Origin of the sequence: Muriicola sp. E247 (assembly GCF_041358175.1) — a bacterium.
Taxonomy (GTDB): domain Bacteria; phylum Bacteroidota; class Bacteroidia; order Flavobacteriales; family Flavobacteriaceae; genus Muriicola.
Genome location: NZ_JBGKBE010000001.1, coordinates 558,577 through 583,273 on the forward strand (window position 1 = coordinate 558,577; position 24,697 = coordinate 583,273).

26 protein-coding genes are annotated in these 24,697 nt (G+C 42.6%); 14 read left to right on the forward strand and 12 right to left on the reverse strand.

Annotation, left to right across the window (positions count from 1 at the left end; translation table 11 throughout):
* The first annotated feature begins 20 nt into the window (after window positions 1-20).
* From ACA086_RS02495 to ACA086_RS02540, 10 genes are all read left to right on the forward strand, one after another.
* Window positions 21-1,277: a choice-of-anchor B family protein gene (locus ACA086_RS02495; RefSeq protein ID WP_371001742.1), complete on the forward strand. Its 1,257-nt coding sequence runs from the start codon at window positions 21-23 to the stop codon at window positions 1,275-1,277.
* A 4-nt stretch (window positions 1,278-1,281) separates the two neighbouring features.
* Complete coding sequence (locus ACA086_RS02500) at window positions 1,282-2,625, forward strand: hypothetical protein (protein ID WP_371001743.1); 1,344 nt, start codon at window positions 1,282-1,284, stop codon at window positions 2,623-2,625.
* Window positions 2,626-2,788: 163 nt separating this feature from the next.
* Entirely contained in the window at window positions 2,789-3,118 is a 330-nt protein-coding gene (locus ACA086_RS02505; RefSeq protein ID WP_369747820.1) for a HesB/IscA family protein, read from the forward strand.
* A gap of 17 nt (window positions 3,119-3,135) precedes the next feature.
* Entirely contained in the window at window positions 3,136-4,581 is a 1,446-nt protein-coding gene (sufB, locus tag ACA086_RS02510) for a Fe-S cluster assembly protein SufB (RefSeq protein WP_371001745.1), read from the forward strand.
* A gap of 35 nt (window positions 4,582-4,616) precedes the next feature.
* Window positions 4,617-5,369 carry a Fe-S cluster assembly ATPase SufC gene (sufC, locus tag ACA086_RS02515; RefSeq protein WP_371001746.1) on the forward strand — a complete coding sequence of 251 codons (753 nt, stop codon included), beginning with the start codon at window positions 4,617-4,619 and terminating at the stop codon, window positions 5,367-5,369.
* Window positions 5,370-5,423: 54 nt separating this feature from the next.
* The gene (gene sufD / locus ACA086_RS02520) at window positions 5,424-6,740 is read left to right on the forward strand and encodes a Fe-S cluster assembly protein SufD (protein ID WP_371001747.1); all 1,317 of its coding nucleotides are present in this window, start codon (window positions 5,424-5,426) and stop codon (window positions 6,738-6,740) included.
* Window positions 6,741-6,763: 23 nt separating this feature from the next.
* Window positions 6,764-7,990, forward strand: a complete 1,227-nt coding sequence (locus tag ACA086_RS02525) for an aminotransferase class V-fold PLP-dependent enzyme (protein WP_371001748.1) — start codon at window positions 6,764-6,766, stop codon at window positions 7,988-7,990.
* 123 nt (window positions 7,991-8,113) lie between these two features.
* Window positions 8,114-8,536, forward strand: a complete 423-nt coding sequence (locus ACA086_RS02530) for a SufE family protein (RefSeq protein ID WP_371001750.1) — start codon at window positions 8,114-8,116, stop codon at window positions 8,534-8,536.
* A gap of 7 nt (window positions 8,537-8,543) precedes the next feature.
* Window positions 8,544-8,870, forward strand: coding sequence for an iron-sulfur cluster assembly protein (locus tag ACA086_RS02535; protein ID WP_371001751.1), 327 nt, complete (start codon window positions 8,544-8,546; stop codon window positions 8,868-8,870).
* 22 nt (window positions 8,871-8,892) lie between these two features.
* Entirely contained in the window at window positions 8,893-9,408 is a 516-nt protein-coding gene (locus ACA086_RS02540) for a DUF2480 family protein (protein WP_371001752.1), read from the forward strand.
* A gap of 302 nt (window positions 9,409-9,710) precedes the next feature.
* On the opposite strand, the gene hflX is transcribed toward ACA086_RS02540, so the two are convergent.
* On the reverse strand, window positions 9,711-10,922 hold the full coding sequence (hflX, locus tag ACA086_RS02545; RefSeq protein ID WP_371001754.1) for a GTPase HflX: 1,212 nt from the start codon (window positions 10,920-10,922) through the stop codon (window positions 9,711-9,713).
* A 74-nt stretch (window positions 10,923-10,996) separates the two neighbouring features.
* Between hflX and ACA086_RS02550 the strand changes: the two genes are divergently transcribed.
* On the forward strand, window positions 10,997-11,995 hold the full coding sequence (locus ACA086_RS02550) for an endonuclease (protein WP_371001755.1): 999 nt from the start codon (window positions 10,997-10,999) through the stop codon (window positions 11,993-11,995).
* On the opposite strand, the gene ACA086_RS02555 is transcribed toward ACA086_RS02550, so the two are convergent.
* A complete protein-coding gene (locus ACA086_RS02555) occupies window positions 11,992-12,711 on the reverse strand; it encodes a 3'-5' exonuclease (protein ID WP_371001757.1) in 720 nt (239 codons plus the stop codon). The two genes, ACA086_RS02550 and ACA086_RS02555, sit on opposite strands and share 4 nt — an antisense overlap.
* 163 nt (window positions 12,712-12,874) lie before the next feature.
* Between ACA086_RS02555 and ACA086_RS02560 the strand changes: the two genes are divergently transcribed.
* On the forward strand, window positions 12,875-13,996 hold the full coding sequence (locus tag ACA086_RS02560; protein ID WP_371001758.1) for a hypothetical protein: 1,122 nt from the start codon (window positions 12,875-12,877) through the stop codon (window positions 13,994-13,996).
* Window positions 13,997-14,127: 131 nt separating this feature from the next.
* Here ACA086_RS02560 and ACA086_RS02565 read toward each other — a convergent pair whose 3' ends face one another.
* Genes ACA086_RS02565 through hemA form a run of 10 tightly spaced genes read right to left on the reverse strand, consistent with a single transcriptional unit; the run spans window position 14,128 to window position 23,132 of the window.
* The gene (locus tag ACA086_RS02565; RefSeq protein WP_371001759.1) at window positions 14,128-14,628 is read right to left on the reverse strand and encodes a methylated-DNA--[protein]-cysteine S-methyltransferase; all 501 of its coding nucleotides are present in this window, start codon (window positions 14,626-14,628) and stop codon (window positions 14,128-14,130) included.
* Window positions 14,629-14,683: 55 nt separating this feature from the next.
* Window positions 14,684-15,961 carry a serine hydrolase domain-containing protein gene (locus ACA086_RS02570; RefSeq protein WP_371001761.1) on the reverse strand — a complete coding sequence of 426 codons (1,278 nt, stop codon included), beginning with the start codon at window positions 15,959-15,961 and terminating at the stop codon, window positions 14,684-14,686.
* A 49-nt stretch (window positions 15,962-16,010) separates the two neighbouring features.
* Window positions 16,011-17,000, reverse strand: coding sequence for a porphobilinogen synthase (gene hemB, locus ACA086_RS02575; protein ID WP_371001763.1), 990 nt, complete (start codon window positions 16,998-17,000; stop codon window positions 16,011-16,013).
* A gap of 45 nt (window positions 17,001-17,045) precedes the next feature.
* On the reverse strand, window positions 17,046-17,837 hold the full coding sequence (locus ACA086_RS02580; RefSeq protein ID WP_371001764.1) for a PhzF family phenazine biosynthesis protein: 792 nt from the start codon (window positions 17,835-17,837) through the stop codon (window positions 17,046-17,048).
* A gap of 13 nt (window positions 17,838-17,850) precedes the next feature.
* Window positions 17,851-18,759: an oxygen-dependent coproporphyrinogen oxidase gene (gene hemF, locus ACA086_RS02585; protein WP_371001766.1), complete on the reverse strand. Its 909-nt coding sequence runs from the start codon at window positions 18,757-18,759 to the stop codon at window positions 17,851-17,853.
* Window positions 18,756-19,259: a hypothetical protein gene (locus ACA086_RS02590; RefSeq protein WP_371001767.1), complete on the reverse strand. Its 504-nt coding sequence runs from the start codon at window positions 19,257-19,259 to the stop codon at window positions 18,756-18,758. Before ACA086_RS02590 ends, hemF begins: the two co-directional genes overlap by 4 nt.
* On the reverse strand, window positions 19,259-20,287 hold the full coding sequence (gene hemE / locus ACA086_RS02595; protein ID WP_371001769.1) for a uroporphyrinogen decarboxylase: 1,029 nt from the start codon (window positions 20,285-20,287) through the stop codon (window positions 19,259-19,261). The genes ACA086_RS02590 and hemE overlap by 1 nt, the downstream gene beginning before the upstream one ends.
* A 3-nt stretch (window positions 20,288-20,290) precedes the next feature.
* Window positions 20,291-20,920 (reverse strand): uroporphyrinogen-III synthase, encoded by a 630-nt coding sequence (locus ACA086_RS02600; protein ID WP_371001770.1) that lies wholly within the window; start codon window positions 20,918-20,920, stop codon window positions 20,291-20,293.
* A 44-nt stretch (window positions 20,921-20,964) separates the two neighbouring features.
* Window positions 20,965-21,879 (reverse strand): hydroxymethylbilane synthase, encoded by a 915-nt coding sequence (gene hemC / locus ACA086_RS02605; protein ID WP_371001772.1) that lies wholly within the window; start codon window positions 21,877-21,879, stop codon window positions 20,965-20,967.
* Window positions 21,876-23,132, reverse strand: a complete 1,257-nt coding sequence (gene hemA, locus ACA086_RS02610) for a glutamyl-tRNA reductase (protein WP_371001959.1) — start codon at window positions 23,130-23,132, stop codon at window positions 21,876-21,878. The genes hemC and hemA overlap by 4 nt, the downstream gene beginning before the upstream one ends.
* 199 nt (window positions 23,133-23,331) lie before the next feature.
* On the opposite strand from hemA, the gene ACA086_RS02615 reads away from it, so the two are divergent.
* Together ACA086_RS02615 and ACA086_RS02620 are read left to right on the forward strand one after the other, a co-directional pair.
* Window positions 23,332-24,219 carry a helix-turn-helix transcriptional regulator gene (locus tag ACA086_RS02615; RefSeq protein WP_371001774.1) on the forward strand — a complete coding sequence of 296 codons (888 nt, stop codon included), beginning with the start codon at window positions 23,332-23,334 and terminating at the stop codon, window positions 24,217-24,219.
* Window positions 24,220-24,315: 96 nt separating this feature from the next.
* Window positions 24,316-24,693 (forward strand): VOC family protein, encoded by a 378-nt coding sequence (locus tag ACA086_RS02620; protein WP_371001775.1) that lies wholly within the window; start codon window positions 24,316-24,318, stop codon window positions 24,691-24,693.
* Window positions 24,694-24,697: the final 4 nt, after the last annotated feature.

Here is a 24,697-nt window from a genome sequence, read left to right on the forward strand (position 1 = left end):
CCTATCCCTTAAACCCCGCTATGAAAAAGTCCCTCTTATTTTTCACTCTTATGATCCTGGTCTGTGGTTGTACCAATAATGACGATGGAAACCCCGATATTGATATAATAGTTCCCAACAATCCACCAGATGAGGAAACGGATAATACCCTGAGCAGTTTTGCTCCCTGTGAGAACGGCCTGGCAGGTGCTTACCCCTGTAGTGGATATGACCTATTAGGTCGACTTAGCCTGAATGCCCTCAACGCCTCTTCAGGGAATGATATTTGGGGATGGACAGACATTTCTACTTCAAGGGAATTTGCTCTGATTGGACTTAACAATGGTACAGCATTCGTAGAAATAACAGATGCGGAAAACCTTGTTTATCTGGGAAAACTGCCCACTGCTACCACTTCAAGTAGCTGGCGTGATATTAAAGTGTACAGCGATTATGCTTTTATAGGTGCAGAAGCCGGAGGGCATGGTATGCAGATTTTTGATCTTAAAAAATTACTTTCTGTTAGTAATCCACCGGTGACTTTTTCCGCAGATACGCGCTATACCGGCTTTGGGAATTCGCATAATATCGTAATCAATGAGGCCACAGGATTTGCATATGCCGTAGGAACAGACAGGGGTGATGCCTACAATGGCGGCGCTCATTTTGTCGACATTCAGGACCCACTTAATCCTTCAGCAGCTGGGGGTTACGGGGACAATGGTTATACACATGATGCCCAGGTGGTGCTCTACAACGGCCCAGATACCGACTATGCAGGGAGTGAGATTTTTATAGGGGCCAATGAAAATTCAATGGTTATCGTTGATGTAACGGATAAGCAGAATCCCGCACAAGTATCAACGATCCAATATTCGAATATTGGGTATACCCATCAGGGCTGGTTTACAGAAGACCAACGTTACTTTATCCTGGGGGATGAATTGGATGAAATCAATTTTGGTTTTAATTCCAGGACGCTCGTTTTTGATCTGCTCGACCTGGATGCGCCTGTTTTGTTAACTACCTATCTGGGCAGTACCGCTGCTATAGATCACAATGGGTATGTAAAAGGCGATACCTACTACCTTTCCAATTATACGGCCGGTATGCGGGTACTCGATATTTCTGGGATAGAAAGCGGTACAATTACCGAAGTTGGGTATTTTGACAGTTATCCTTCAAGCAACAGCGCTTCCTTTAACGGGGTATGGAGCGTCTATCCGTATTTTGAAAGTGGTAAAATCATTCTCAACGACATTAATTCCGGATTCTTCGTTATAGAGGCATCAAACTAAAAACATGTTTAAACAGAATATCGTTTTCCTTGTTTCCCTGGTTCTGCTGAGTTGTTCTTATGATAAAGCAGAGAGCATACCTGAGACTTTGTCTGAATTTAAAGGGGAAGTAGCCTGGATCACTTCGTTTGGGGGTTCTGGGGATGATACTCCACGTTCCGTAATCAGCACATCGGATGGAGGCTATGCCATTTTCGGTTTTTCCAATAGTACCGATGGTGATCTCACAGGAAAAACAACAGCTGTAAATGATTATTGGCTGCTTAAAACAGACGCTGCTGGCACCCTTCTCTGGTCACGAACTTATGGCGGAACTAAGGATGACCAGGGACAGGCTGTTGTGGAAACCTCAGATGGCGGTTTCGCCATTACCGGATATGCGATGAGCGACGATGGGGATGCGAGTAACAACGAAGGTTTTCACGATAACTGGATATTAAAATTAGATCCACAGGGGAATGTAGAATGGGAACAAAGTTTTGGTTTTTCGGGTCATGATCATTCTTATGACCTCGTGGAAACCCAGGATGGAGGATTCTTTTTCACCGGTTTTCTCGACATCACTTCCGCCAGAGCCGATGGATACACTGATAAGTCCTATACCCTTACAAGGCATGGAGTAGGTGAATTCTGGGGAACGAAACTCGATAGTAATGGGGAGCTTCAATGGCGTAAGTATTTCGGAGGGACCAACAATGACCGGGCCCATGCAGTTGTGAGTGCTCATGACGGGGGCTATGTTATGGCCGGATTTTCAGAAAGCGATGATTTTGACATCTCAGATCCCAGGGGATCATACGACTTCTGGGTAGTAAAAATTGATTCAGAAGGTGAGTTCGTCTGGGAACGGTCTTACGGAGGTTCAGGAATTGATATAGCACAGGACATTACAAAGACCGAAGACGGGGGCTATATCATCACGGGTAGTACCATTAGTATGGATGGAGACGTGGCAGCAACTCACGGAGGTTCTGAAGTATGGGTCATTAAGATTGATGCTCAGGGAAATTTATTGTGGGAACGCACTTTTGGAGGATCCGATTTTGAAGCGGCCGAAAGTATACGCCCTACAGCTGACGGGGGATTTGTGGTCATAGGGAATGCAAAAAGTACCGATCAGGATGTAAAAACCAATGCAGGGCAGAACGATCTGTGGGTGTTGAAAATTGATACACAAGGCCGCCTGGAATGGGAGCAGGCGTACGGGGGTACTGAACTGGAATTTGGATTCGATGCTATTGAAACCGGGGATGGTAGTATTCTCGTGGTTGGAGAAAGTAATAGTACAGATTTATTCCCGCTCGGGAATAAAGGAGGTACAGACCTCATTGTGATCAAAATAGAATGATCCTCAGCCCCCTCTTTTAGAATTCCTTATTTTCTTACCCTTAATCCTGATCTGGGACATAGAAAAATCTGATCCTCATATATGTTATTATAATGTTAGGATCTGTTTGAATACCCCAGTTTTAGTGTATATTTGTAAACTATTTAGAATAAGTCCAATTAAGATGATCAAAGTATCAGAAACGGCTAAAAAGAAAGTATCAGTCCTTATGTCTGAAGAAGGTTATGACCTTTCAAAAGACTATGTCCGTGTGGGCGTAAAGAGCGGCGGATGTAGTGGGCTGTCATACGAATTGAAATTTGATTCCGAGATCAGTGAATCAGATAAGATTTTTGAAGATAACGACGTTCGAATTCTAGTTGATAAAAAGAGCTTTCTCTACCTGGTAGGAACAGTTTTGGAATATTCCGGGGGCCTCAATGGTAAGGGATTTGTTTTTAATAATCCCAACGCCCAGCGTACATGTGGCTGCGGGGAAAGTTTTTCTTTATAGATTTTACAATACGCAAAATGGCATATACAGAAGAAGAATTAAAGAAAGAGCTGGAAACCAAGGAATACGAATACGGTTTCTATACCGATATCGAATCAGACACCTTTCCCAAAGGGCTGAGTGAAGAGGTGGTGATTGCCCTTTCCAAAAAGAAAGAAGAGCCAGATTGGATGACCCAATGGCGTCTGGAAGCCTTTAGAGGTTGGAAGGAAATGACAGAGCCCGAATGGGCGAACATCAGGTATAAAAAACCCGATTTCCAGGATATCAGTTATTATTCAGCTCCCAACAAAAAGCCCAAATACAACAGCCTCGATGAGGTTGATCCTGAGCTACTCGATACATTTAAAAGACTGGGTATCTCCCTCGATGAACAGAAGAAACTGGCAGGAGTCGCCGTGGATATTGTTATGGATTCGGTTTCCGTAGCAACAACTTTTAAAAAGACCCTGGCCGAAAAAGGCATCATTTTCTGTTCCATATCAGAAGCGATTAAAGAACATCCCGAACTGGTTAAAAAGTATATTGGCAGCGTTGTCCCGCAAAAGGATAATTTTTATGCAGCCCTTAATTCGGCAGTATTCTCCGACGGATCCTTCTGCTACATTCCAAAAGGTGTGCGTTGTCCTATGGAACTGTCTACCTATTTCAGGATTAACCAGGCCGGAACTGGACAATTTGAAAGAACACTTGTAGTGGCAGATGAAGGTAGTTATGTGAGTTACCTTGAAGGCTGTACTGCTCCATCAAGAGATGAGAACCAGCTTCACGCAGCGGTAGTAGAACTCATCGCCTTAGACGATGCAGAGATCAAATATTCTACCGTTCAAAACTGGTTTCCAGGAGACAAGGAGGGGAAAGGCGGAGTGTACAATTTTGTAACTAAAAGGGGAATCTGTGAGCGTAATGCCAAAATTTCCTGGACGCAGGTAGAAACAGGATCGGCCATCACCTGGAAATATCCTTCATGTGTTTTAAAGGGGGATAATTCAATAGGAGAGTTTTATTCTATTGCCGTTACCAATAACTATCAGCAAGCCGATACAGGAACGAAAATGATACACCTGGGAAAGAATACGAAGAGTACGATCATTTCTAAAGGGATCTCGGCCGGAAAATCACAAAACAGTTACCGGGGGCTTGTTCAGGTAAACAGCCGGGCTGAAAATGCCAGGAATTTTTCTCAATGCGATTCACTGCTGATGGGGAATGAATGCGGGGCACATACTTTTCCGTACATAGAAGTGAAAAATAAAACTGCCCAGATAGAACACGAGGCAACCACCAGTAAAATTGGAGAAGACCAGATCTTCTACTGTAACCAGAGAGGAATTGATACCGAAAAGGCAATCGCATTAATTGTAAATGGCTTTAGTAAGGAAGTGTTGAACAAATTGCCAATGGAATTTGCTGTGGAAGCACAGAAACTGCTGGAAATAAGTCTTGAAGGTTCTGTTGGGTAAAAAGTAATTCAGTTAAGAAGTAAAACGAATACGTTATGTTGAAAATTAAGGATCTGCATGCCACAGTAGATGGCAAGAAAATTCTGAAGGGAGTCAACCTGGAGGTTAATCCAGGGGAAATACACGCCATTATGGGGCCAAATGGTTCCGGGAAGAGTACTTTGGCTTCTGTTATTGCAGGGAATGAAGATTTTGAGATCACCAAGGGATCTGTCGTTTTTGAAGGAGAGGATCTCGAAGACGATTCTCCTGAGGAAAGAGCACATAAGGGCATCTTTCTCTCTTTTCAATACCCAGTTGAGATTCCGGGGGTCTCTGTCACCAATTTTATGAAGACGGCTATCAACGAATCGCGAAAGGCTCGCGGCATGGAAGATATGCCCGCCAATCAGATGCTGAAGCTTATCAGGGAAAAATCTGAATTACTGGATATAGACAGGAAGTTTCTTTCCAGATCTATCAACGAGGGATTCTCAGGTGGAGAGAAGAAAAGAAATGAGATCTTTCAGATGGCGATGCTAGAACCAAAACTGGCGATTCTCGATGAGACCGATTCCGGTTTGGATATTGATGCTTTGCGCATCGTAGCCAATGGGGTCAATAAATTGAAGAGCAAGGACAATGCAGTGATCGTAATTACGCATTATCAGCGCCTGCTGGAATATATTATCCCTGATAAGGTGCACGTCATACACGACGGAAAGATCGTAAAATCAGGTAGCAAAGAACTGGCTCTGGAACTCGAAGAGAAGGGATATGACTGGCTGAAACAAGAACCGGTAGCGTAAAAATAATTAGGATTGGTATCCCGTGAGGGGTATCGTAAATGATTGAAATTCAAAATGGATCTAAAAGAGAAATTAGTATCGTCCTTCATGGCATTCGAAAACAATGTGGATGTGGATCACCCCATTCACGATATCAGAACCGAGGCCATCAAGAATTTTGAAGAAAAAGGCTTCCCATCCAAAAAGGAGGAAGCATGGAAGTACACCTCTCTAAACAATTTGCAGAAGGTAGATTTCAGCATCTTTCCCAAGGAGGAGAACGCTTTGGAATACAATCAGGTTAAAAAGTACTTCCTTCATGAAATAGACACATACAAGATCGTTTTTATCGACGGAATTTACAGTTCCTATCTTTCTGAAACGACGCACGACGGGGTGGATATTTGCTTGATGAGCTCTGCACTGACTAAGCCCATGTACAAGCCTGTGATAGATGTGTATTTCAACAAAGTAGCTTCAAAAGACGAGAGCCTCACCTCTTTGAACACAGCATTTAGCCGGGAAGGAGCCTACATTTATATTCCAAAAAACAAGGCGCCGAAAAAACCAGTTGAAATCCTGCATTTTGCAACCGGAAATGAAGCTTCCCTAATGCTGCAACCCAGAAACCTTATCATTGCAGAGGAAAATGCAGAATTACAAGTAATTGAAAGACATCAGAGCCTGACTAGCAATGCGGTTCTTACCAATTGTGTTACCGAGATCTTCGCGGCTGAGAATGCCATCGTAGATTATTACAAGGTCCAGAACGACAGTAAGGATGCCTCCCTTATAGATAATACCTATATCGCTCAGAAGGACAAAAGTGTAGTTAAAGTTCACACCTTCTCATTCGGCGGTAAGCTTACCAGAAATAACCTTAATTTCTATCAGAATGGGGAACATATCGATTCTACGCTCAAAGGCGTAACCATCCTTGGTGAAAAACAGCACGTTGATCATCATACCCTGGTCCATCACCAACAGCCTAATTGCGAAAGCCATCAGGATTACAAAGGAATTTACGGGGAGAAATCCACCGGTGTATTCAACGGAAAAATTATCGTTGACAAGATCGCCCAGAAGACAAATGCCTTTCAGCAAAATAACAACGTACTGATTAGCGATAAGGCAACGATCAATACCAAGCCCCAGCTGGAGATCTTTGCAGATGATGTGAAGTGTTCACACGGCTGTACAATAGGACAATTGGATGAGGATGCCCTATTTTACCTGCAGTCAAGAGGTATTCCAAGGAAAGAGGCAACCGGACTCCTGATGTACGCCTTTGCGAATAATGTACTGGAAAGTGTTCGTTTACCCGAATTAAAAAAACGGATCAACAAACTCATCGCTACCAAACTTGGGGTGCGACTGGGGTTTGATCTGTAGAAAATCTCAGACTTTATTTATTCATGACAGAAACGAAGTTGGATATAGCCCAAATAAGAAAGGATTTCCCTATTCTCAAAAGGAAAGTAAATGGAAATCCATTGATCTATTTTGATAATGCGGCAACTTCTCAAACCCCTAAAGTGGTCATGGATGCGATTGTAGATTATTACAGCAACTACAATGCGAATATCCACAGGGGAGTTCATGCACTAGCCCAGGAAGCAACCGAGGCCTATGAAGGAGCAAGGAAGAAGGTACAGCAATTCTTCAATGCGGCTGAGAGTAGGGAAATCATATTTACTTCGGGCACTACACATGGAATAAATCTGGTGGCCAACGGCTTTACCCAATTTATAAACGAGGGTGATGAAGTGCTGGTTTCGGCCATGGAACACCATTCCAATATTGTACCCTGGCAGATGCTTTGCCAACGAACGGGAGCAAAGCTAAAGGTGATTCCTATGAATGAAGAAGGAGAGCTCCTGATGGACAAATTTCAGGATTTACTCTCAAACAAGACCAGACTGGTAGTATGTAACCATGTTTCTAATGCCCTGGGAACGATTAATCCAATTGAAGAAATTATAGTAATGACTCATGCCGTGGGTGCAGCGGTACTTGTAGACGGGGCACAATCTTCTCCTCATATAAAGGTAGATGTACAGAAACTGGATGTTGATTTTTATACGGCATCGGCCCATAAATTATGTGGTCCCACAGGGATTGGGATGCTTTATGGTAAAGAAGAATGGCTTTCCAAACTACCACCATATCAGGGTGGTGGAGAAATGATAGCGGAAGTGACTTTCGAAAAGACTACCTATGCTGATCTGCCCTATAAGTTTGAGGCCGGCACTCCGAATATTTGCGGAGGAATTGCCTTTGGAACTGCGCTTGATTACCTCACCGGGATCGGATTGGAGGTCATTGAGCAATACGAGCACGAACTGCTTGTTTATGCCACCGAGAGTCTTTTAAAAATCGAGGGTTTGGAGATCTACGGAACCGCCACTGCTAAAACTGCAGTAATTTCCTTTAATATTAAAGGGATACACCCTTACGATATCGGCACTTTGCTCGATAAGATGGGAGTCGCCGTGCGTACGGGCCACCATTGTGCACAACCTGTAATGGACTACTTCCAGATTCCCGGGACGATCAGAGCCAGCTTTAGTTTCTACAACACAAAGGAAGAAATAGATCAGTTTGTTCAATGCCTTTTGAAGGCAAAAGGGATGTTGCAGTAAACTTTATAATCTACCTCAGGACAAACCTGGTGGCCATACCTTTTCCCGAACTGCGGCTACAAAGAAGGGGAACACATTGAATGACAGTAATACTTATCGTATTTTTGTGACAAAAGAAAGAGTATGAACATAAAGGAAATACAAAATGAGATTGTGGATGAATTTTCGATGTTCGACGATTGGATGCAGCGTTATGAATACATGATCGAATTGGGAAAATCCCTCCCCCTTATCAAGGAAGAATACAAAACGGAAGACCATATCATAAAAGGATGTCAGAGCAAGGTATGGGTACATGCAGAACTGGAAAATGATAAGTTGGTTTTTACGGCTGACAGCGATGCCATTATCACAAAAGGAATTATTGCAATTCTGATAAGGGCCTTCAACCACCAGAAACCCCAGGATATAATCGATGCAGATACTGAGTTCATAGACGAGATAGGTTTGAAAGAACATTTATCACCAACCAGGGCCAACGGCCTGGTGAGTATGATCAAGCAATTGAAACTTTATGCCGTGGCTTATCAAACACAATTAAATTAAAAGCAAAATGAGTGAAACAGTCATAGATACCCAGGAATTAGGAGAAAAAATTGTCAGGGTTCTGAAAACCATATACGACCCGGAAATTCCGGTGGACATTTATGAACTTGGTCTGATCTACGACGTCTTTGTCAATGAAGACAAGGAGGTAAAAATCCTCATGACCCTTACTTCCCCCAATTGTCCGGTGGCGGAGACACTTCCCGTTGAAGTTGAAGAAAAGGTAAAATCGCTCGATGTCGTAAAAGATGCCGAGGTTGAAATTACGTTTGACCCCCCCTGGAATCAGGATTTAATGAGCGAAGAAGCGAAATTGGAATTGGGTCTCCTTTAGATCTTTCTGATATTTTATCCCGATGTCCGAAGAAATTGTAAACAGAGTTAGTTCGAGCCCCTTGGTCACTTTTGATCTGGAAAAGTACTATCCGGATGGAAAGCGGATGACACTTGATATCAGTCCGTGGCTCTTTGAGGGAATCATACTCAGGGAGAAGGAATTCAGGGCTTTTGTAGCTGAACATCCCTGGGAGAAATACAAAGATGCCCATGTGGCTTTGTATTGTTCTTCAGACGCTATAGTACCCGGATGGGCATTTATGCTGGTGACCACCAAACTCCAACCTTTTGCCGCTCAAATAGTTCAGGGTGACCTTCAGCTGCTTGAAACGATTCTTTACAAAACTGCAATCGATGATCTTGATGTTACCGACTTCACCGATAAACCTGTAATTATAAAAGGATGTTCTAACAAGCCTGTGCCCGCAAACGCCTATATCTGGGCAGCTAATAAACTTCAACAGGTGGCCAAAAGTATTATGTACGGAGAGGCATGTTCTTCAGTACCCCTTTATAAAAAGAAAAGTAATAGGTAAAGGCAGGGCTGCCGACTTTTAACAACTATATAAAAAAATCCCGGCCTAAAGCCGGGATTTTTACTGATTCTACATTCAATACTGTGTATTAAATGTTCAAAACATAATACTTGGTGTTGATTTGGGGAAATGAACACTAAAGTAGATAGTTCAAGGTAGGATTTGGGGATAAACACTTACACTTAACTACATTGTAAATGTATTGAGGGTACCTCAGAAGACCAAATTGGTGTTGTCAACCTAGGCGTATTTGTTGTGAAAAATACCAAGGGTAAAAATCCTCGGTGAAATGCACTCATTTTCTAATACGCATCCAGATTTTCGGGATATAAAAAGTTGTTATACGGAAATCTGGTGACATGAATATCCCTCACCGCCCGGTATACTCTTTTTTTGAATTCATCGAGATTTTCTTTATTCAGTGCAGAAATAAACAAAGCATTGCCTCCCATTCGCTTCATCCAGGTTTTCTCCCATTCATCAAGGCTCATATGCCTGGATGTTTTTTCAGTAGTCAGATCATCTTCGGCGATTACCTCTGGTTGGTACAGGTCAATTTTATTAAAGACCATGATGGTCTCCTTATCTGACGAACCAATTTCACTCAACACCTGATTTACCGAGTCGATGTGTTCTTCAAAATTAGGATGGGATATATCCACTACGTGTAGGAGCAGGTCGGCCTCCCTGACTTCATCTAGAGTACCTTTAAAACTCTCCACCAGCTGTGTGGGAAGCTTTCTTATGAATCCTACGGTATCGCTCAATAAAAAGGGCAAGTTTCCTATAACAACCTTCCTGACAGTGGTATCCAGGGTGGCAAAAAGCTTGTTTTCGGCGAAGACATTGCTTTTACTGATCACATTCATCAGGGTAGATTTACCTACATTGGTATATCCTACAAGGGCTACTCGTACCAGGGACCCTCGGTTGCCACGCTGGGTTTCCATTTGCCGGTCTATCTTGGTAAGTTTTTTCTTCAGCAAGGCGATCCTGTCTCGTACAATACGCCGGTCAGTCTCGATCTCTGTCTCCCCGGGACCACGCATCCCGATACCCCCACGCTGGCGTTCGAGGTGTGTCCATAATCCCGTAAGCCTTGGGAGGAGGTATTCGTATTGTGCGAGTTCAACCTGAGTTCTGGCATAACTCGTTTTTGCCCTCTGGGCAAATATGTCGAGGATCAGGCCTGTTCTGTCCAGGATCTTACAACGTAATTGTTTTTCAATATTTCGTTGCTGAACAGGGGATAGCTCATCATCAAAAATAACAGAACCAATCTCGTTCTCCTTTACATAGGCTTCTACTTCCTGCATTTTCCCACTCCCAATATAGGTTTTGGGATTAGGCGTGTCTACGCGCTGAACAAAACGTTTTTCTACCTGTCCCCCGGCTGTATAGGTCAGGAATTCGAGTTCATCCAGATACTCTGTTACCTTTTCTTCATTCTGTTCCCGGTTGATTACTCCGATAAGAACAGCTTTTTCATATTCTATGGATTTCTTTTCTAGCATACTCTTTAATATAGTGCAAAGCTACACAATCGCTGCGAAGCTATTTTGTATTTTCGGGATCATATAACAGAGTTATGGCATATTCCTTATTTCGAGGTAAGAAGAAGCAGGATATTTATACAATAGCGTTCTACAATCTGGAAAATCTGTTTGATACGCGAAATGACCCCCATAAGCTGGATGATGATTTTACCCCAAAAGGATTTAAAAAATGGACACCAAAACGATATCGGCGGAAAATCAAGAAATTGTCCAAAACAATTGCTCGACTGGGAAAGAGAACCAGTAAACACCCACCGGTTCTTGTAGGTCTTGCAGAATTGGAGAATAAACTGGTAATCAAGGAACTACTCAGTACAAAAGCACTCAGGGAAATGGGGTATAAATACGTACACTACGATTCCCCTGATGAACGGGGTATAGATACCGGACTACTATACCATCCGGGGCATTTTGAAGTCATATCCTCTGAGAATATTCACCTGGACGTAAATAATCCGGATGGACGGCCTGATGCCACAAGGGATATTCTATACGTCTATGGAAAGCTCCATGGAGAGCCGCAGCATATATTTGTCAACCATTGGCCTTCAAGACGGGATGGGACAACCGAAACCGCATATAAACGTATCAAGGCCGCAAAGACCATCCATAAAAAAATGGAAATGATAGAGGAGGGGGACAGGGATCCTAATTACTTTATAATGGGGGATTTTAACGATGGGCCTTTTGATGAAAGTATCAGAACCTTGCTGAGTAATACTGAGCTATTTAACCCTATGGAAAAGTTGATCGGAAGGGACAGAGGAAGTGCAAACTACAAACAGCGGTGGTCCCTTTTTGATCAGATCATCTTGTCAAATACCTTTTTCAATAAGGGCTCCCTGCACCATAGTTTTGCACACGCCAATATATTTGATGATCATTTATTGAAGGAGTGGCACGGGCGGTACAAGGGCAATCCTTTCAGAACCTATGTAGGTAAGAAATACCTGGGGGGCCACAGCGATCATTTCCCAGTCTATATACAACTGAGATTTCGCAAACCCAAAGAACAAGAAACCGGCCACTAGACCCGGAGGACGTCTTCCTCTGCCAACAAAGATTCATTTCGCAGCCGGAGGAAAACCTGTGCAACCGTAATCACGTCCCTTTCGCAATATAAAATGATTCGATCCAGGTCTTTATCCTTATAATACACTTCCCGTACCATACTGCCGTCAATGTCTTCTTTGGGAGAAGGAATCCCCAATACATTTGCCATTAATTTCAGTGAGGTATAGTGTTTAAAATCGCCAAATTTCCACAACTCCATAGTATCGAGATGGGGTACTTCCCAGGGCTTTTTCCCAAAATGATTGAGCTTTTCGGGCAGGGAGATACCGTGGATGATCATCCGACGCGCGATATAGGGAAAGTCGAATTCCTTCCCATTATGCGCACAAAGCAGGTATTTTGTTGGTTTGAAGTGGCCTTCCAACAAGGCCCGAAATTCTTTCAGCAACTTTTCTTCTTCCCCGTGATAAGTAGTAACACGAAATTTCCTCAAGTCGCCTTTCAAATGGAAATACCCTACAGAAATACAGATGATCTTTCCAAATTCAGCCCATATTCCTGCATTTTCGTAGAATTTTTCAGCAGAAACTCCATCTGCCCTTTTATATTGCGATTTATGGTCCCAAAGCTCTTGCTTGCTCTCGTCGAGCTGCTCAAATTCGGAAACCTCAGGAACCGTTTCTATATCCAGAAACAAGATGTTCTCGAGATCAATCTTTTGCAGTGTTTTCATAAAGCATATTGAATAATCAGAAAGATATCTCCTTCCACTCAAGATTCCAATAATTAAAGCATAGTGGCATATATATTTCTTACAAAGAGAATGTATTTCCCCGAAACGAACCTTCATTTTCCATACCCTTACTTCAGAATGCGTATTTTTAAGAAAAAATCGCATGAAATATTTCCATAGTATAGGCTTTTGCCTGCTTGTTTTCCTGGCTATTTCCTGTTCCAGGGACAGTTCTCCAGGAACTGAGGAGGAGCAAGTGATACTACCAAATTTCCGTTTGATTGGCGAAGATGAGGCTAACATCTACCAATATACCTACAATTCCAATTCTGAAAGCGGGACGGAGATCAACCTTACCCAGACGCTGGGTGTAGATCCCTTTTATCTGACACTGAGGCAGGTAGCTGAGGTGGTTTCCTTTTACAGTTTCTCTGCAAATAACTTTTCTCTCATACAACATAATACCCTAACCGGGCAGTCAACTTCCTATCCCAATTTTTATACCGTGTCAGATGAACGCTCCATTACATGGGGGACGAATTCAGAGGACCTTTTATTCCTGGGGTATTACAGTCCAAAAGGAAGCCGAAATTTTGGATTGCGGACTCTAGACCCTACGAATGGGAGTTTTACGGATCTTTCGCTCGACTTTAATATTCAGCAGGCCTATGATCCTTTGTACTTCCGGCAACGACTTTTTATTACTTATAAGGATGAAGCCGGGAATTATAAGATCGTTGTATACAATACTGAAACAAGGAATGTTATGCTTACGCTCGACTATGGCCCGGGTATTCCCAACTTATTAATAGATGAATTGGGGAACCTTGGTATTCTTGTAGGGCTGGGCGATTCTAACTTTGTGTATTATGTTCTGGATATAGAAACTTTGAATGAAGTAAACGAGTTTACCTTTAACTTAAATTCATTTATTCCCCCGGGACCATTACAGGGAGACATTTTTGAAACGACTTTGTATTACACGAATTTCCTGGCTCAGCCTTCTGAAATACCATTTGGCCCGGCTTATTTCGACTTTGTGACCAATGAGAATTTCGTTGTGGATATTCTGGGGATCGCGCAGCAGGTAGAATTAGAAACCCAATTTTCCGTAGCCCTTACCGCTTTGCGCTACTATAATGAAGCTGAGGTTTTCCTGATGGGATATGCCGATGCAAGTTCACAAATCGAGCTCAGGGGTGGGGTGCTTATAATATCAAAATCAGGACAATTATTGAGTCGGATAGAGCTGCCTTTTGTCCCAACTTACTTCATAAAGCCGTAAATTCCCGTTTCCGACCGGGTGGTCGGTTTATATTTCTTTATGAGAGGAGTAGTATTCGCTACTTCAGAAGCAAAGGATTAAAATCATCGATTAAAAGTCACAAAATTGAAATTTTCAGAGAATCGAGGTTATCATAGAAACCAATTAGTCTGTTCCATAGGGAAGAGGGATTGTTGCTTTGAAGCACTTTCGTGGTTTAAAAGCCATTTTTTCCGTTCTAATCCACCTGCATAACCTACGAGATCTCCATTACTGCCTATCACTCTGTGGCATGGGACAATGATCCAGAGTGGGTTCTTCCCATTGGCTGCTGCTACCGCTCGAATAGCTTTGGGATCACCTAATTTTTTAGACAGATCCAGGTAAGAAATTGATTTCCCATAAGGGATTTGAGAAAGTTCTTCCCATACCTTTTTCTGGAAGTCGGTTCCCTTGGGATTAAGTGGAAGATCAAACTGTTTTCTGCTGCCGCTAAAATATGCCTCCAATTGATAAATGGCATCCTCCAGTTCTTCGGGAATATCTTTATTCGGGATTTGCATATGATCTTTTACGCTCACTGAAGATATACCGTGTTGATCACCTTCTATCTGAGCTACTCCAAGGGGGGTCTTTAAATATGCAGTGGCCATTTTTGTGTGGAGTTGGATGTTTTACAGATTACTGTCAAGGTACAAAAAAGAAGGGTTATTGCTGCTCCAGGTATTCGTAAAACAATTGGTGAAGGGAGGTGCGGATATTCAATTCGTACAATTGTCTGTGGTTCCGACTGGGATAGACCCGGTTTGATAAAAATATAAATACCAATTGGTATTTAGGATCTGCCCATACAAAAGTGCCTGTAAATCCACTATGCCCGAAGCTTTCAGCACTTGCGGAAGGCGCAGGATAAGCCTCTGCAATTGCTTTTTGTGCATTATCTAACAGCGGTTTATCAAAACCAAGCCCTCTTCGGTTATTGTTCTCCGGATACTGAACCCGCGTAAATTCTTTTACGGTCTCTTCGCTAAGATACCGTTGGCCATCGAGCTCACCATAGTTCTGATACATCTGCATAAAACGATATAGGTCTCTGGCGGTTCCAAACAGACCTGCATTTCCCGATATTCCTCCGAACAAAGATGCATTTTCATCATGCACCCAGCCCTGAACGAGTGTTTTACGGTAAAGGGTATCAAATTCTGTAGGTATGATCGGGTTGGGAAAGCCCTTCTTTTCAGGCAAGTAACCCAGAGACGGGATATTGAGGGGAAACAGGAATTCCTTTTTTAACATATAGGAATAAGAATTTCCGGTTAGATCCTCAATAAGTTTAGGAAAGAGGAGGAAAGCTAGTCCGGAATATACATATTCCTTCTTCTCGCTCACCTTGGAGTGTTTTATTCTTCTGAAGATCCTGTTTTCAAAAGTATTTCTGACCCAAATATCCTCATAGGCCTGACTTTGAAAGCGCCGATCAGGCTTTTCCCTAATAAACCTGTGTTTTAACCCTTCTTTGTCCAATACTTCATTTAAAAAGACAATATAGGGGGTAAGTCCTGCCTGATGACTAAGGATCTCTCTGAGTGTTATCCCTTTTTTGTCTTTTTGATTCCGCCAGGATGGCCAGTATTTTGAAAAAGGAGCGTCCAGATCGAGGCGTTCTTCTTCCACGAGTTTCATCAAAAGAGGTAATGGCCCGAGAATTTTCGTGAGCGAGGCAAGGTCATAAAAGTCTGTTTTTTGTACTGGAAGCAGACTGTCATAGGTGTGAAAGCCATAGGTTTTATGAAAGACGACATTGCCTTTTACCGCCACCAGTATTTGAGCTCCAGGAAAGGCTTTATTTTTAATACCGTTTGTTATAATAGAGTCTGCCTTGTCTGTTTTAACCTTAAGAAGAACATTTTCAGAGATCTGAGCCCATCCAGCAAATAATATACTAAATAGTATAATAAATATATAGACAGTGTATCTGGGAACCATATCCTTTAATCTTGTGGGCTATTGCTTCAGGTTTAACTAGTCGGAATCCTTAGTCAAGAAGTAACGCCGCCTCCTTGGCAAAATAAGTAGCAATAATATTGGCTCCGGCTCTTTTAATTGAGATAAGTTGTTCAAGCATTACCGAATCGTGGTCTAACCAGCCTTTCTCAGCTGCCGCCTTCAGCATTGCATATTCTCCGGAAACCTGATATACTGCCAGAGGTACTTCAACGGCCTCTCGCAGATCGCGAACAATATCAAGATAACAAAGCCCGGGTTTTACCATAATGATATCGGCACCCTCATCAATATCCATTTCAGCCTCTTTAATGGCCTCCAGGCGGTTTCCCGGATCCATCTGATAAGTTTGTTTATCCGGGGGAGCGTCTTGAGTGGCAACAGGAGCCGACTCCAGGGCATCTCGAAAGGGACCATAAAATCCACTGGCGTATTTCGCGGCATAGCTCATAATCCCTGTATTGGTGAGTTCCTCATCCTCTAATGCCTCCCTGATGATCCTGATCCTGCCATCCATCATATCGCTCGGCGCTACAAAATCGGCACCTGCCTGGGCGTGAGAGATGCTCATTTCAGCTAATACTTCGTTGGTAGCGTCATTGAGGATCTGTCCATTGGCAACAATGCCATCATGGCCAAAGGATGAATAAGGATCGAGAGCAACATCGGTCATTACCAGCATATCAGGACAGGCATTTTTTACAGTTTTGATGGCACGCTGCATAAGACCATGGGTGTTTAGGGCTTCTGCTCCCGTATTATCTTTGAGATTTTCAGGGATTTTTACGAAAAGCAACACAGAACAAAGTCCCATTTTCCATAATTCCTTTACTTCCTTTTCTAGATTGTCGAGGCTTAGTCTGAAATACGAAGGCATAGAAGGAATCTCCTCTTTTACTCCATTACCTTCAACCACAAAAAGGGGTACTAAAAAATCTTCTGTGTGCAGGGACGTTTCCCTTACCATCTTCCTGATGGATGGGTTGCTTCGTAAAATTCTGTTTCTTCGGAGTGGGTACATATTAAAAGGGAATTTCTATTTAAAGGTAATGGAATTGAATGTAATCTAAAGCAAAATTTCTCCTGTGAGATAGGGTACAGCTTTCCCTTTAATCAGCACCCGATCCCCACGGAGCGAACAACTGAGGGTGCCACCTCTTTGTGATAGCTGTCTGGCAATCATATCCTGTTTTCCCAACTGCTCAGCCCAATAAGGGGTAAGGCTGGTGTGGGCTGATCCTGTAACCGGATCTTCAGGAATTCCGCAACTCGGCGCGAAGAACCTTGATACGAAATCAACTTCCATGCCCGGGGCAGTGACAATTATACCTCTCGCATCCACTTTGTCAAGCAGGAAAAAATTAGGATGGATGGACCTGATTTCCTGTTCGTTTTTATAGATTAAGACATAATCGGTTTTTCCCTTGTACATGGTCTGCGGGGTCATTCCCAAAGCATCGGTAATTCCCTTTCTAATGGAGACTTCTTCCAATACATCTGCCGGAAAATCGAGAGTAAGTTCTCCCGAAGCTTCTTTTGAAACAGATAGGGGACCGCTTCGTTCAGAATGGAATTTAATAAGGTCAGTAGTGTGATTGTAATAGTGAAATAGCACAAAAGCCGAAGCCAGGGTGGCGTGACCACATAAATCCACTTCCAGTTCGGGGGTGAACCAGCGAATTTGATAATAGTTCTCCTCCTTTACAACAAATGCGGTTTCTGCCAGATTATTTTCCATGGCTATATTCTGCATAAGTTCCTCTTCAAGCCAGGTATCCAGAATACATACGGCTGCAGGATTGCCGGTGAATAATTTCTCTGCAAAGGCATCAATCTGATATACTTTCAGCTTTTTCATATCGGTGTTTAAATTAGTTTTCTATCCAGTTCCGGGGCGACATTAAGACGTCTAACAACTTTGATTCCTCACTTCCCTGCTCTGGGTTATGGTCATACCTCCACTGTACTTTAGGAGGGAGGCTCATTAAAATACTTTCAATGCGGCCGTTGGTCTTTAAACCAAACAAGGTGCCTTTATCGTGTACCAGATTAAATTCCACATATCGTCCCCGTCTGATTTCCTGCCAGTCGCGTTGTGTCTTGGAATAAGGTAATCTTTTTCTTCGTTCCACAATGGGGACATAGGAATGTAGAAATGAATCCCCTACTTCGGCGACAAAATTAAACCATTGTTCAAGGGAGAATTCCTCCGTAGGCTTACAGTAATCAAAGAAGAGTCCGCCCACACCCCTGGCTTCATTGCGATGGGCGTTCCAAAAATAGGAATCACATTTTTCTTTATACTTAGTATAGAATTCGGGATGATGTTGATCACAGGCCTCTTTGCAAACCGTGTGAAAATGCCGGGCATCTTCTTCAAAGAGATAATATGGGGTTAGATCCTGTCCTCCGCCAAACCATTGATCAACCACCTTCCCGTTCTGGTCATAAAGTTCAAAATAACGCCAATTAGCATGAACTGTTGGGATCATGGGATTTTCCGGATGAAGCACCAAGCTGAGGCCGCATGCAAAAAAATCGGCTTGTTCAACTTTAAAATAAGCTTTCATACTATCTGGGAGTTCCCCGTGTACAGCTGATATATTCACGCCTCCTTTTTCAAAGACATTGCCATTCTGAATAACCCGGGTTCTTCCTCCACCCCCTTCGGGTCGCTCCCAGAGATCTTCCTGAAAAGTGGCAGAACCATCTATTGCTTCCAGCTTGTCGCATATGGTATTCTGAAGCGCTTGAATATAGGCGTAAAATTTTTCTTTCATGATTTAGGGTCTATTAGATGTACGAGCTGTGATAAAGGTATCTGCATAATCTCCTCCGGGGTATTTACTTTTTCAGAGCGCTTGGTAAGGGCCAGAAAAAATGTGGCGCCTGAATTGATATCTGAGACAGTTTCAGTTTTAAAGTAGTGCCTGCCAACGGCATTGTTATGAAGGTCCATGGCGTTAGACACTGCATTACCCGGAAGGATCTTCTCATGCATATCGGTGATCTTTTTTGTCCACAAGAGCACTTTTTCTTGGTCTCTGGTAATCCCGTAGCAGGCTTTTGCAATGAGCCAGTTCCACAGGGCATGCCTGAATGCATTGGCAGGGGTATTCCTGCGGTGCGACAAACCAAAATGAGCATTAGCAAAAGTGATTGTCCTTTTAGTGGCCTTGTAGGTAGGGAATACAAATCGGATGTTCTTCAGGCATAAGACGATCAACTCGGCTAATTGTCCTGGTTTTGCCCGTTTTATTACACCCCATAATTCTTTCACTACTCAGAATAAGATTTTACAGCTTCAATAAATGCCCCTGCATTTTCTACAGGTACCGTAGGCAAAATACCATGACCCAGGTTGACAATATATTTGTCTTTACCAAACTCCCGGATCATCTGAGTCACCATTTTTTTAATTTCAGATGGGGGTGAGAATAAGCGCGAAGGATCAAAATTCCCCTGTAGGGTGATGTTTCCTCCACTGAGGTAACGCGCATTTTGTGCGGAGCAGGTCCAGTCGACTCCAAGAGCCGCTGCTCCTGATTGAGACATGGTTTTAAGGGCAAACCAGCATCCTTTTCCGAATACAATTACAGGAATATCTCCTTTGAGGGCGTCGATAATCTGCTGAATATAAGGCCAGGAAAACTCATTGTAATCCTCAGGCGACAACATACCACCCCATGAATCAAAAACCTGAACGGCATCTACCCCTGCCTTTACTTTGGCTTTTAAATATGCAATAGTTGTATCTGTAATTTTCTGCAAAAGGGAATGTGCAACCATAGGTTGGGTAAAACAAAACTCCTTGGCTTTGTCAAAAGTCTTGCTGCCTTGTCCCTGAACACAGTAACATAAGATCGTCCAGGGAGAGCCTGCAAATCCTATAAGGGGCACTTCATCCTGCAGTTTTTCCTTGGTCATTTTAATAGCATCCAAAACATAGCCGAGACTCTCTTCCACATCTGGAACAATCACTTGGTCCAGTGCTTTTTGTGAACGAATCGGGTTGGGTAAATAGGGTCCGAAATTCGGTTTCATCTGCACTTCAATCTCCATTGCCTGAGGGATAACCAGTATATCACTGAACAGGATGGCAGCATCCATCCCATATCTTTTGATGGGCTGTACAGTAATTTCTGATGCCAGTTCAGGAGTCTGGCAACGAGTAAAAAAATCATACTTTTTCTTGATCTCCATAAATTCAGGGAGATACCTCCCGGCCTGCCTCATCATCCATACTGGGGGCCGGTTTACCGATTCGCCACGAAGGGCTTTTAAAAAAAGGTCATTCTTTAGTGCCATAGATTATGTTATTGCTAATGTAGGATAGATTTCAATTAATTTGTCAAGTACAGCATCTGTAGTTGCCTTATCTGCAATCCAAACCTTTTTAAAATGTTTTCTCGCTTCCTTCGCGGTTGTTTCCCCAATACAGACAGCTATAGAATTACCAGGCTTATTTGCGGTTAAAAAGCTTTTGATTCCACTGGGACTGTAAAAAAGGATACAGGAAAATTCACGCTTAAAAGCATGCGGATTAAGATGTGTTTCATACCCTTTTATTTCCCTGAAAGAAATACCATTCTGCCTCAATATATTGCCGAGTTCGGGTCGGTTCCTATTTCCTGTAAAAACTAGAAAAGGTCCTTTTTCCGACTTATTTATTATAAAATTGGCTAATTCTGATGCATTATTGGCCATTTTTACCACTTTCAGCCCTTTTTCTACTAAAAGGGCCTTCGTTTTTTCCCCAACACAATAACAGAGGAGTTCATCCGGGAGGGGATGATATTCCTTTCTGTTTTTTAGATAAGCCCGAACCCCGTTTTTAGAAGTAAAAATATAATGAGAAAAAGCTGCAGGAATTTCTGGATTGAGATGCTCAATTGAAATGGCGTCATAAGTCTCAATGCCAATACCGGCATCTTTCAGCATCGACATTTGCTTTTTATCTAGACTTCTAGTTGAAAGGACAGAGATCATTTTCCAAGTTGAGCTTTAATCTCAGACATCAATTGTATTCCACCCATCTTCTGAATTTCCTCTGCAAAATATTTGCCTGTATTTTTTGTATTCCGGAGGTCTGCTTCTTTCTTCACTTCATATTTTTGCTCGCCATCCAGGGAAAGCAATATTCCTTTAAAATAGAGGTTTTCTGCCTCTATCACAGCCAGCGCACCGATTGGAGCCGTACATCCGCCTTCCAGTGTCTTCAGAAATTCCCGTTCCACAGTGGTACAGATTTCAGTTTCCCTATCGTTAAGAGGAGCAAGTGCTTCTTTGCAGTAGTCATTATCTTCTGTAGTAACTACCATCATTGCGCCTTGTGCAGGAGCAGGAATCATCCATTCCAGGGTGCTGTATTGTTCAGGCAGAAGTGAAATTCTTTCAAGTCCGGCCGCTGCAAAAATCGCAGCGTCCCAGGAATGCGTTCTGAATTTTTCGAGACGCGTATTTACATTTCCCCTCAGGTCTGTGATCTCATGCAGGGGGTAACGATGAAGCCACTGGGCTTTACGCCTCAGGCTTCCTGTGGCAACAATACCTTCGGCATTTAGAAAATCAAGACCCTTGTGTACCAGAATATCATGTGGGTTACCTCGCTTTAGTACTGCCGCCTGAATTATACCTTTAGGAAGACTCGTAGGAACATCCTTCATGGAGTGGACTGCAATATCTATCTCTCCTTTGAGAAGTGCAACATCCAGGGTTTTAGTAAAGATTCCTATGATGCCTAATTCGTAAAGAGGCTGGTCTAGTAGTAAGTCGCCCGTTGCTTTTACAGAAATGAGTTCACACCTGTAACCTAATTCCTCAAGGTTGCTTTTTACAGTGTTAGCCTGCCAGAGTGCCAGTTCACTATCCCGGGTACCGATCCGGATCACCTTCCTCATAATTTTTCAACTTCAAGTTGGAAAACACGCTGGATTAATTCCAGACTGTTTTCGGCGTCCACTTCGGTATCTTTTAAATGATTGGCAAACTGTTTGGTGATTTTCTGGATAATTCTTTCGGAAATAATATCGGCCTGTTCCGAATTAAAGTCGGGTAACTTCTTCGACTGAAAATCGAGCTCCTGCTCCTTCATGGTTTTCAGTTTTTGTTTCAGAGCCTTAATGACCGGGGCAAATTTTCGGGTTTCGAGCCATTTGATAAACTCGGTCTTTACTTCATCGATAATTTGTTCGGCTTTGGGAATATGTTCTTTGCGTCTTTCTAGGGTCTTGTCGGTACGCTGAGAAAGGTGATCCAAATGTACCAGTGTAACTTCGGGCACCTCACTGACATCTTCAGCCACATTCTTCGGGATAGACAGATCCAGAATCAGGAGGGGCTTATTTAAATGGATCAGGGATTTTGATATGGTAGGAGATTGCGCACCAGTCGCAACCACAAGGATATCGGCTTGTCTGATCTCCTCCTGTAACTCGCCGTAGTCCTTCACAACCAGATTAAACTTTCCGGCAATTTTTTCCGCTCTGTTCCGGGTTCGGTTGATCAGAGTAATATGTTTATTTTCGGTGTGTTTGAGCAGGTTTTCACAAGTATTTCTGCCAATTTTGCCTGTACCGAAAAGCAGGATGTTTTTTTCTGAAATATCGGGAATCGTCTCAAGGATATACTGGACGGATGCGAAAGCTACTGAGGTGGCACCACTTGAAATTTCAGTTTCGTTCTTGATTCTTTTACTCGCCTGGAGTATGGAATTCGTCAGTCGCTCCATAAAGGGATTTCCAAGTCCGTTTTTCTTGGAACGGGTAAACCCTTTTTTAATCTGGCTGATAATCTCAAAGTCACCCAGGATCTGACTGTCGAGTCCTGTGCCTACCCTGAAAAGGTGAGAGATGGCTTCGTAATTTTTATACACGTACCCCACTTCCTGGAATTCCTCTACACTTCCATCCGAATGGTCGCATAAGAGTTTGATCAACTGGAAGGGATGTTGAGCAAATCCGTGAAGTTCAGTTCTGTTACAGGTAGCAGTGATCAGCAGTCCGTCTATGCCCAGTTCCTTTGCCTTTTTTAAAATGGCTTCCTCTGCTGTTTCAGTCAGGCTGAACTTCCCTCTTAAAACCGCATCGGCCTTAAGATAGCTCATTCCCACTGTGTAAAAGGAATTGTGTTTTGAAAGATGGTAGTTCTTCATCATAGCAACATCGCTGCAAATTTATACTCTTCATATTTAGAAAAATAACGCTGTAGGGACTTAAAGTATCGTTTTAAGTATTTTTGTGTACTGATCTAGGTAAAATAACAGAATACCTGTAGTTTTGCCCTGTTGAAGGAAGGTGAAGATTATTTAATTTAGATTTATTCTAAATAAATAAACTATATTTTAATACAGTATGGAACAAAAAAATATCGCTGAAGGTTCATTTAAGGAAATCTTTGTTGAACACGGATTTTCAATATTAAAAGTACAGAATGAATCTTCTGAAATACAGAGGTTTAGTAAGAAAATAGATCGTTCTTTTCTGCAATTTCATTTTTGTATCAAGGGAGGGGCAAAATTTATTTTCAATCAGGGAAATTATGCCCTTGATTTACCTGCAGAACAATCTTTGTTATTATATAATACCCAGATAGACTTGCCGTTAAATTGTGAATTGCAGGCAAATTCCTGGATGTTGTCCCTGGTAATGAGCATTCAGAAATTCCATTCTTTGTTTTCCCTTCAGGCCGAATATATTCCTTTCCTCAGTGAAGAATTCAAGGATAAAAAATACTACACTCAGGAATTGATCACCCCACCAATAGCTGTAGTTCTGAGTCAGCTTATGAATTACAATCTTCATCCAAATATTACCGACTTATACCTTAGGGGCAAGGTATATGAACTCATTGCCCTGTATTTTAATCGGGTAGATACTACTGCAGCAGAACAATGCCCATTTTTAGTAGACGAGGAAAATGTAAAGAAGATACGGCGGGCAAAGGAAATTATCCTTGAGCGGATGGCCGAGCCGCCAACCCTCCAGGCCCTTTCTGATGAGATCGGCCTTAGCCTGAAGAAACTCAAGCAGGGTTTCAAACAGATTTACGGGGATACGGTTTACAGTTTTCTATTCGATCATAAAATGGAGATGGCCAGAAAAATGCTCGAAACCAATCAGTACAACGTCAATGAAGTCGGATTAAAAGTAGGATATAGTACCTCAAGTCACTTTATTGCTGCATTTAAGAAGAAGTACGGCACTACGCCCAAGAAATATCTGATGGCACAGGGCCAATAGAAGATGAAAACTGCCATCTTTTCCTATGAACTTCAATTTTTTATATTGAAGTAAATTCCTGATATTTAAAGTACCACCTTTAATAAGCAAATCAGGATGAACCTCAATCAAGTAACTGTACCGTCTGTGGACTTGGGGAAGTCCATTGCCTTTTACGAAAAACTCGGATTAAAGCTGATTATCAAGGCCTTGCCCAATTACGCCAGGTTTGAATGTCCGGAAGGAGACGCAACCTTCTCAGTGCACCAGGTAGAAAATATACCGGAGGGGAAGGGCATTATGGTGTATTTTGAATGCCAGGATCTCGATAAATATGTAGGTGAATTATTGAAAAAAGGAATTTCATTTGAGGAACTCCCTAATGACAAACGTTGGATCTGGAGGGAGGCCCGTTTAAAGGACCCCGACCAGAATCAGTTGGTACTTTATTACGCGGGGAAAAATAGAAAAAACCCTCCCTGGAGAATCGTTTAATCCT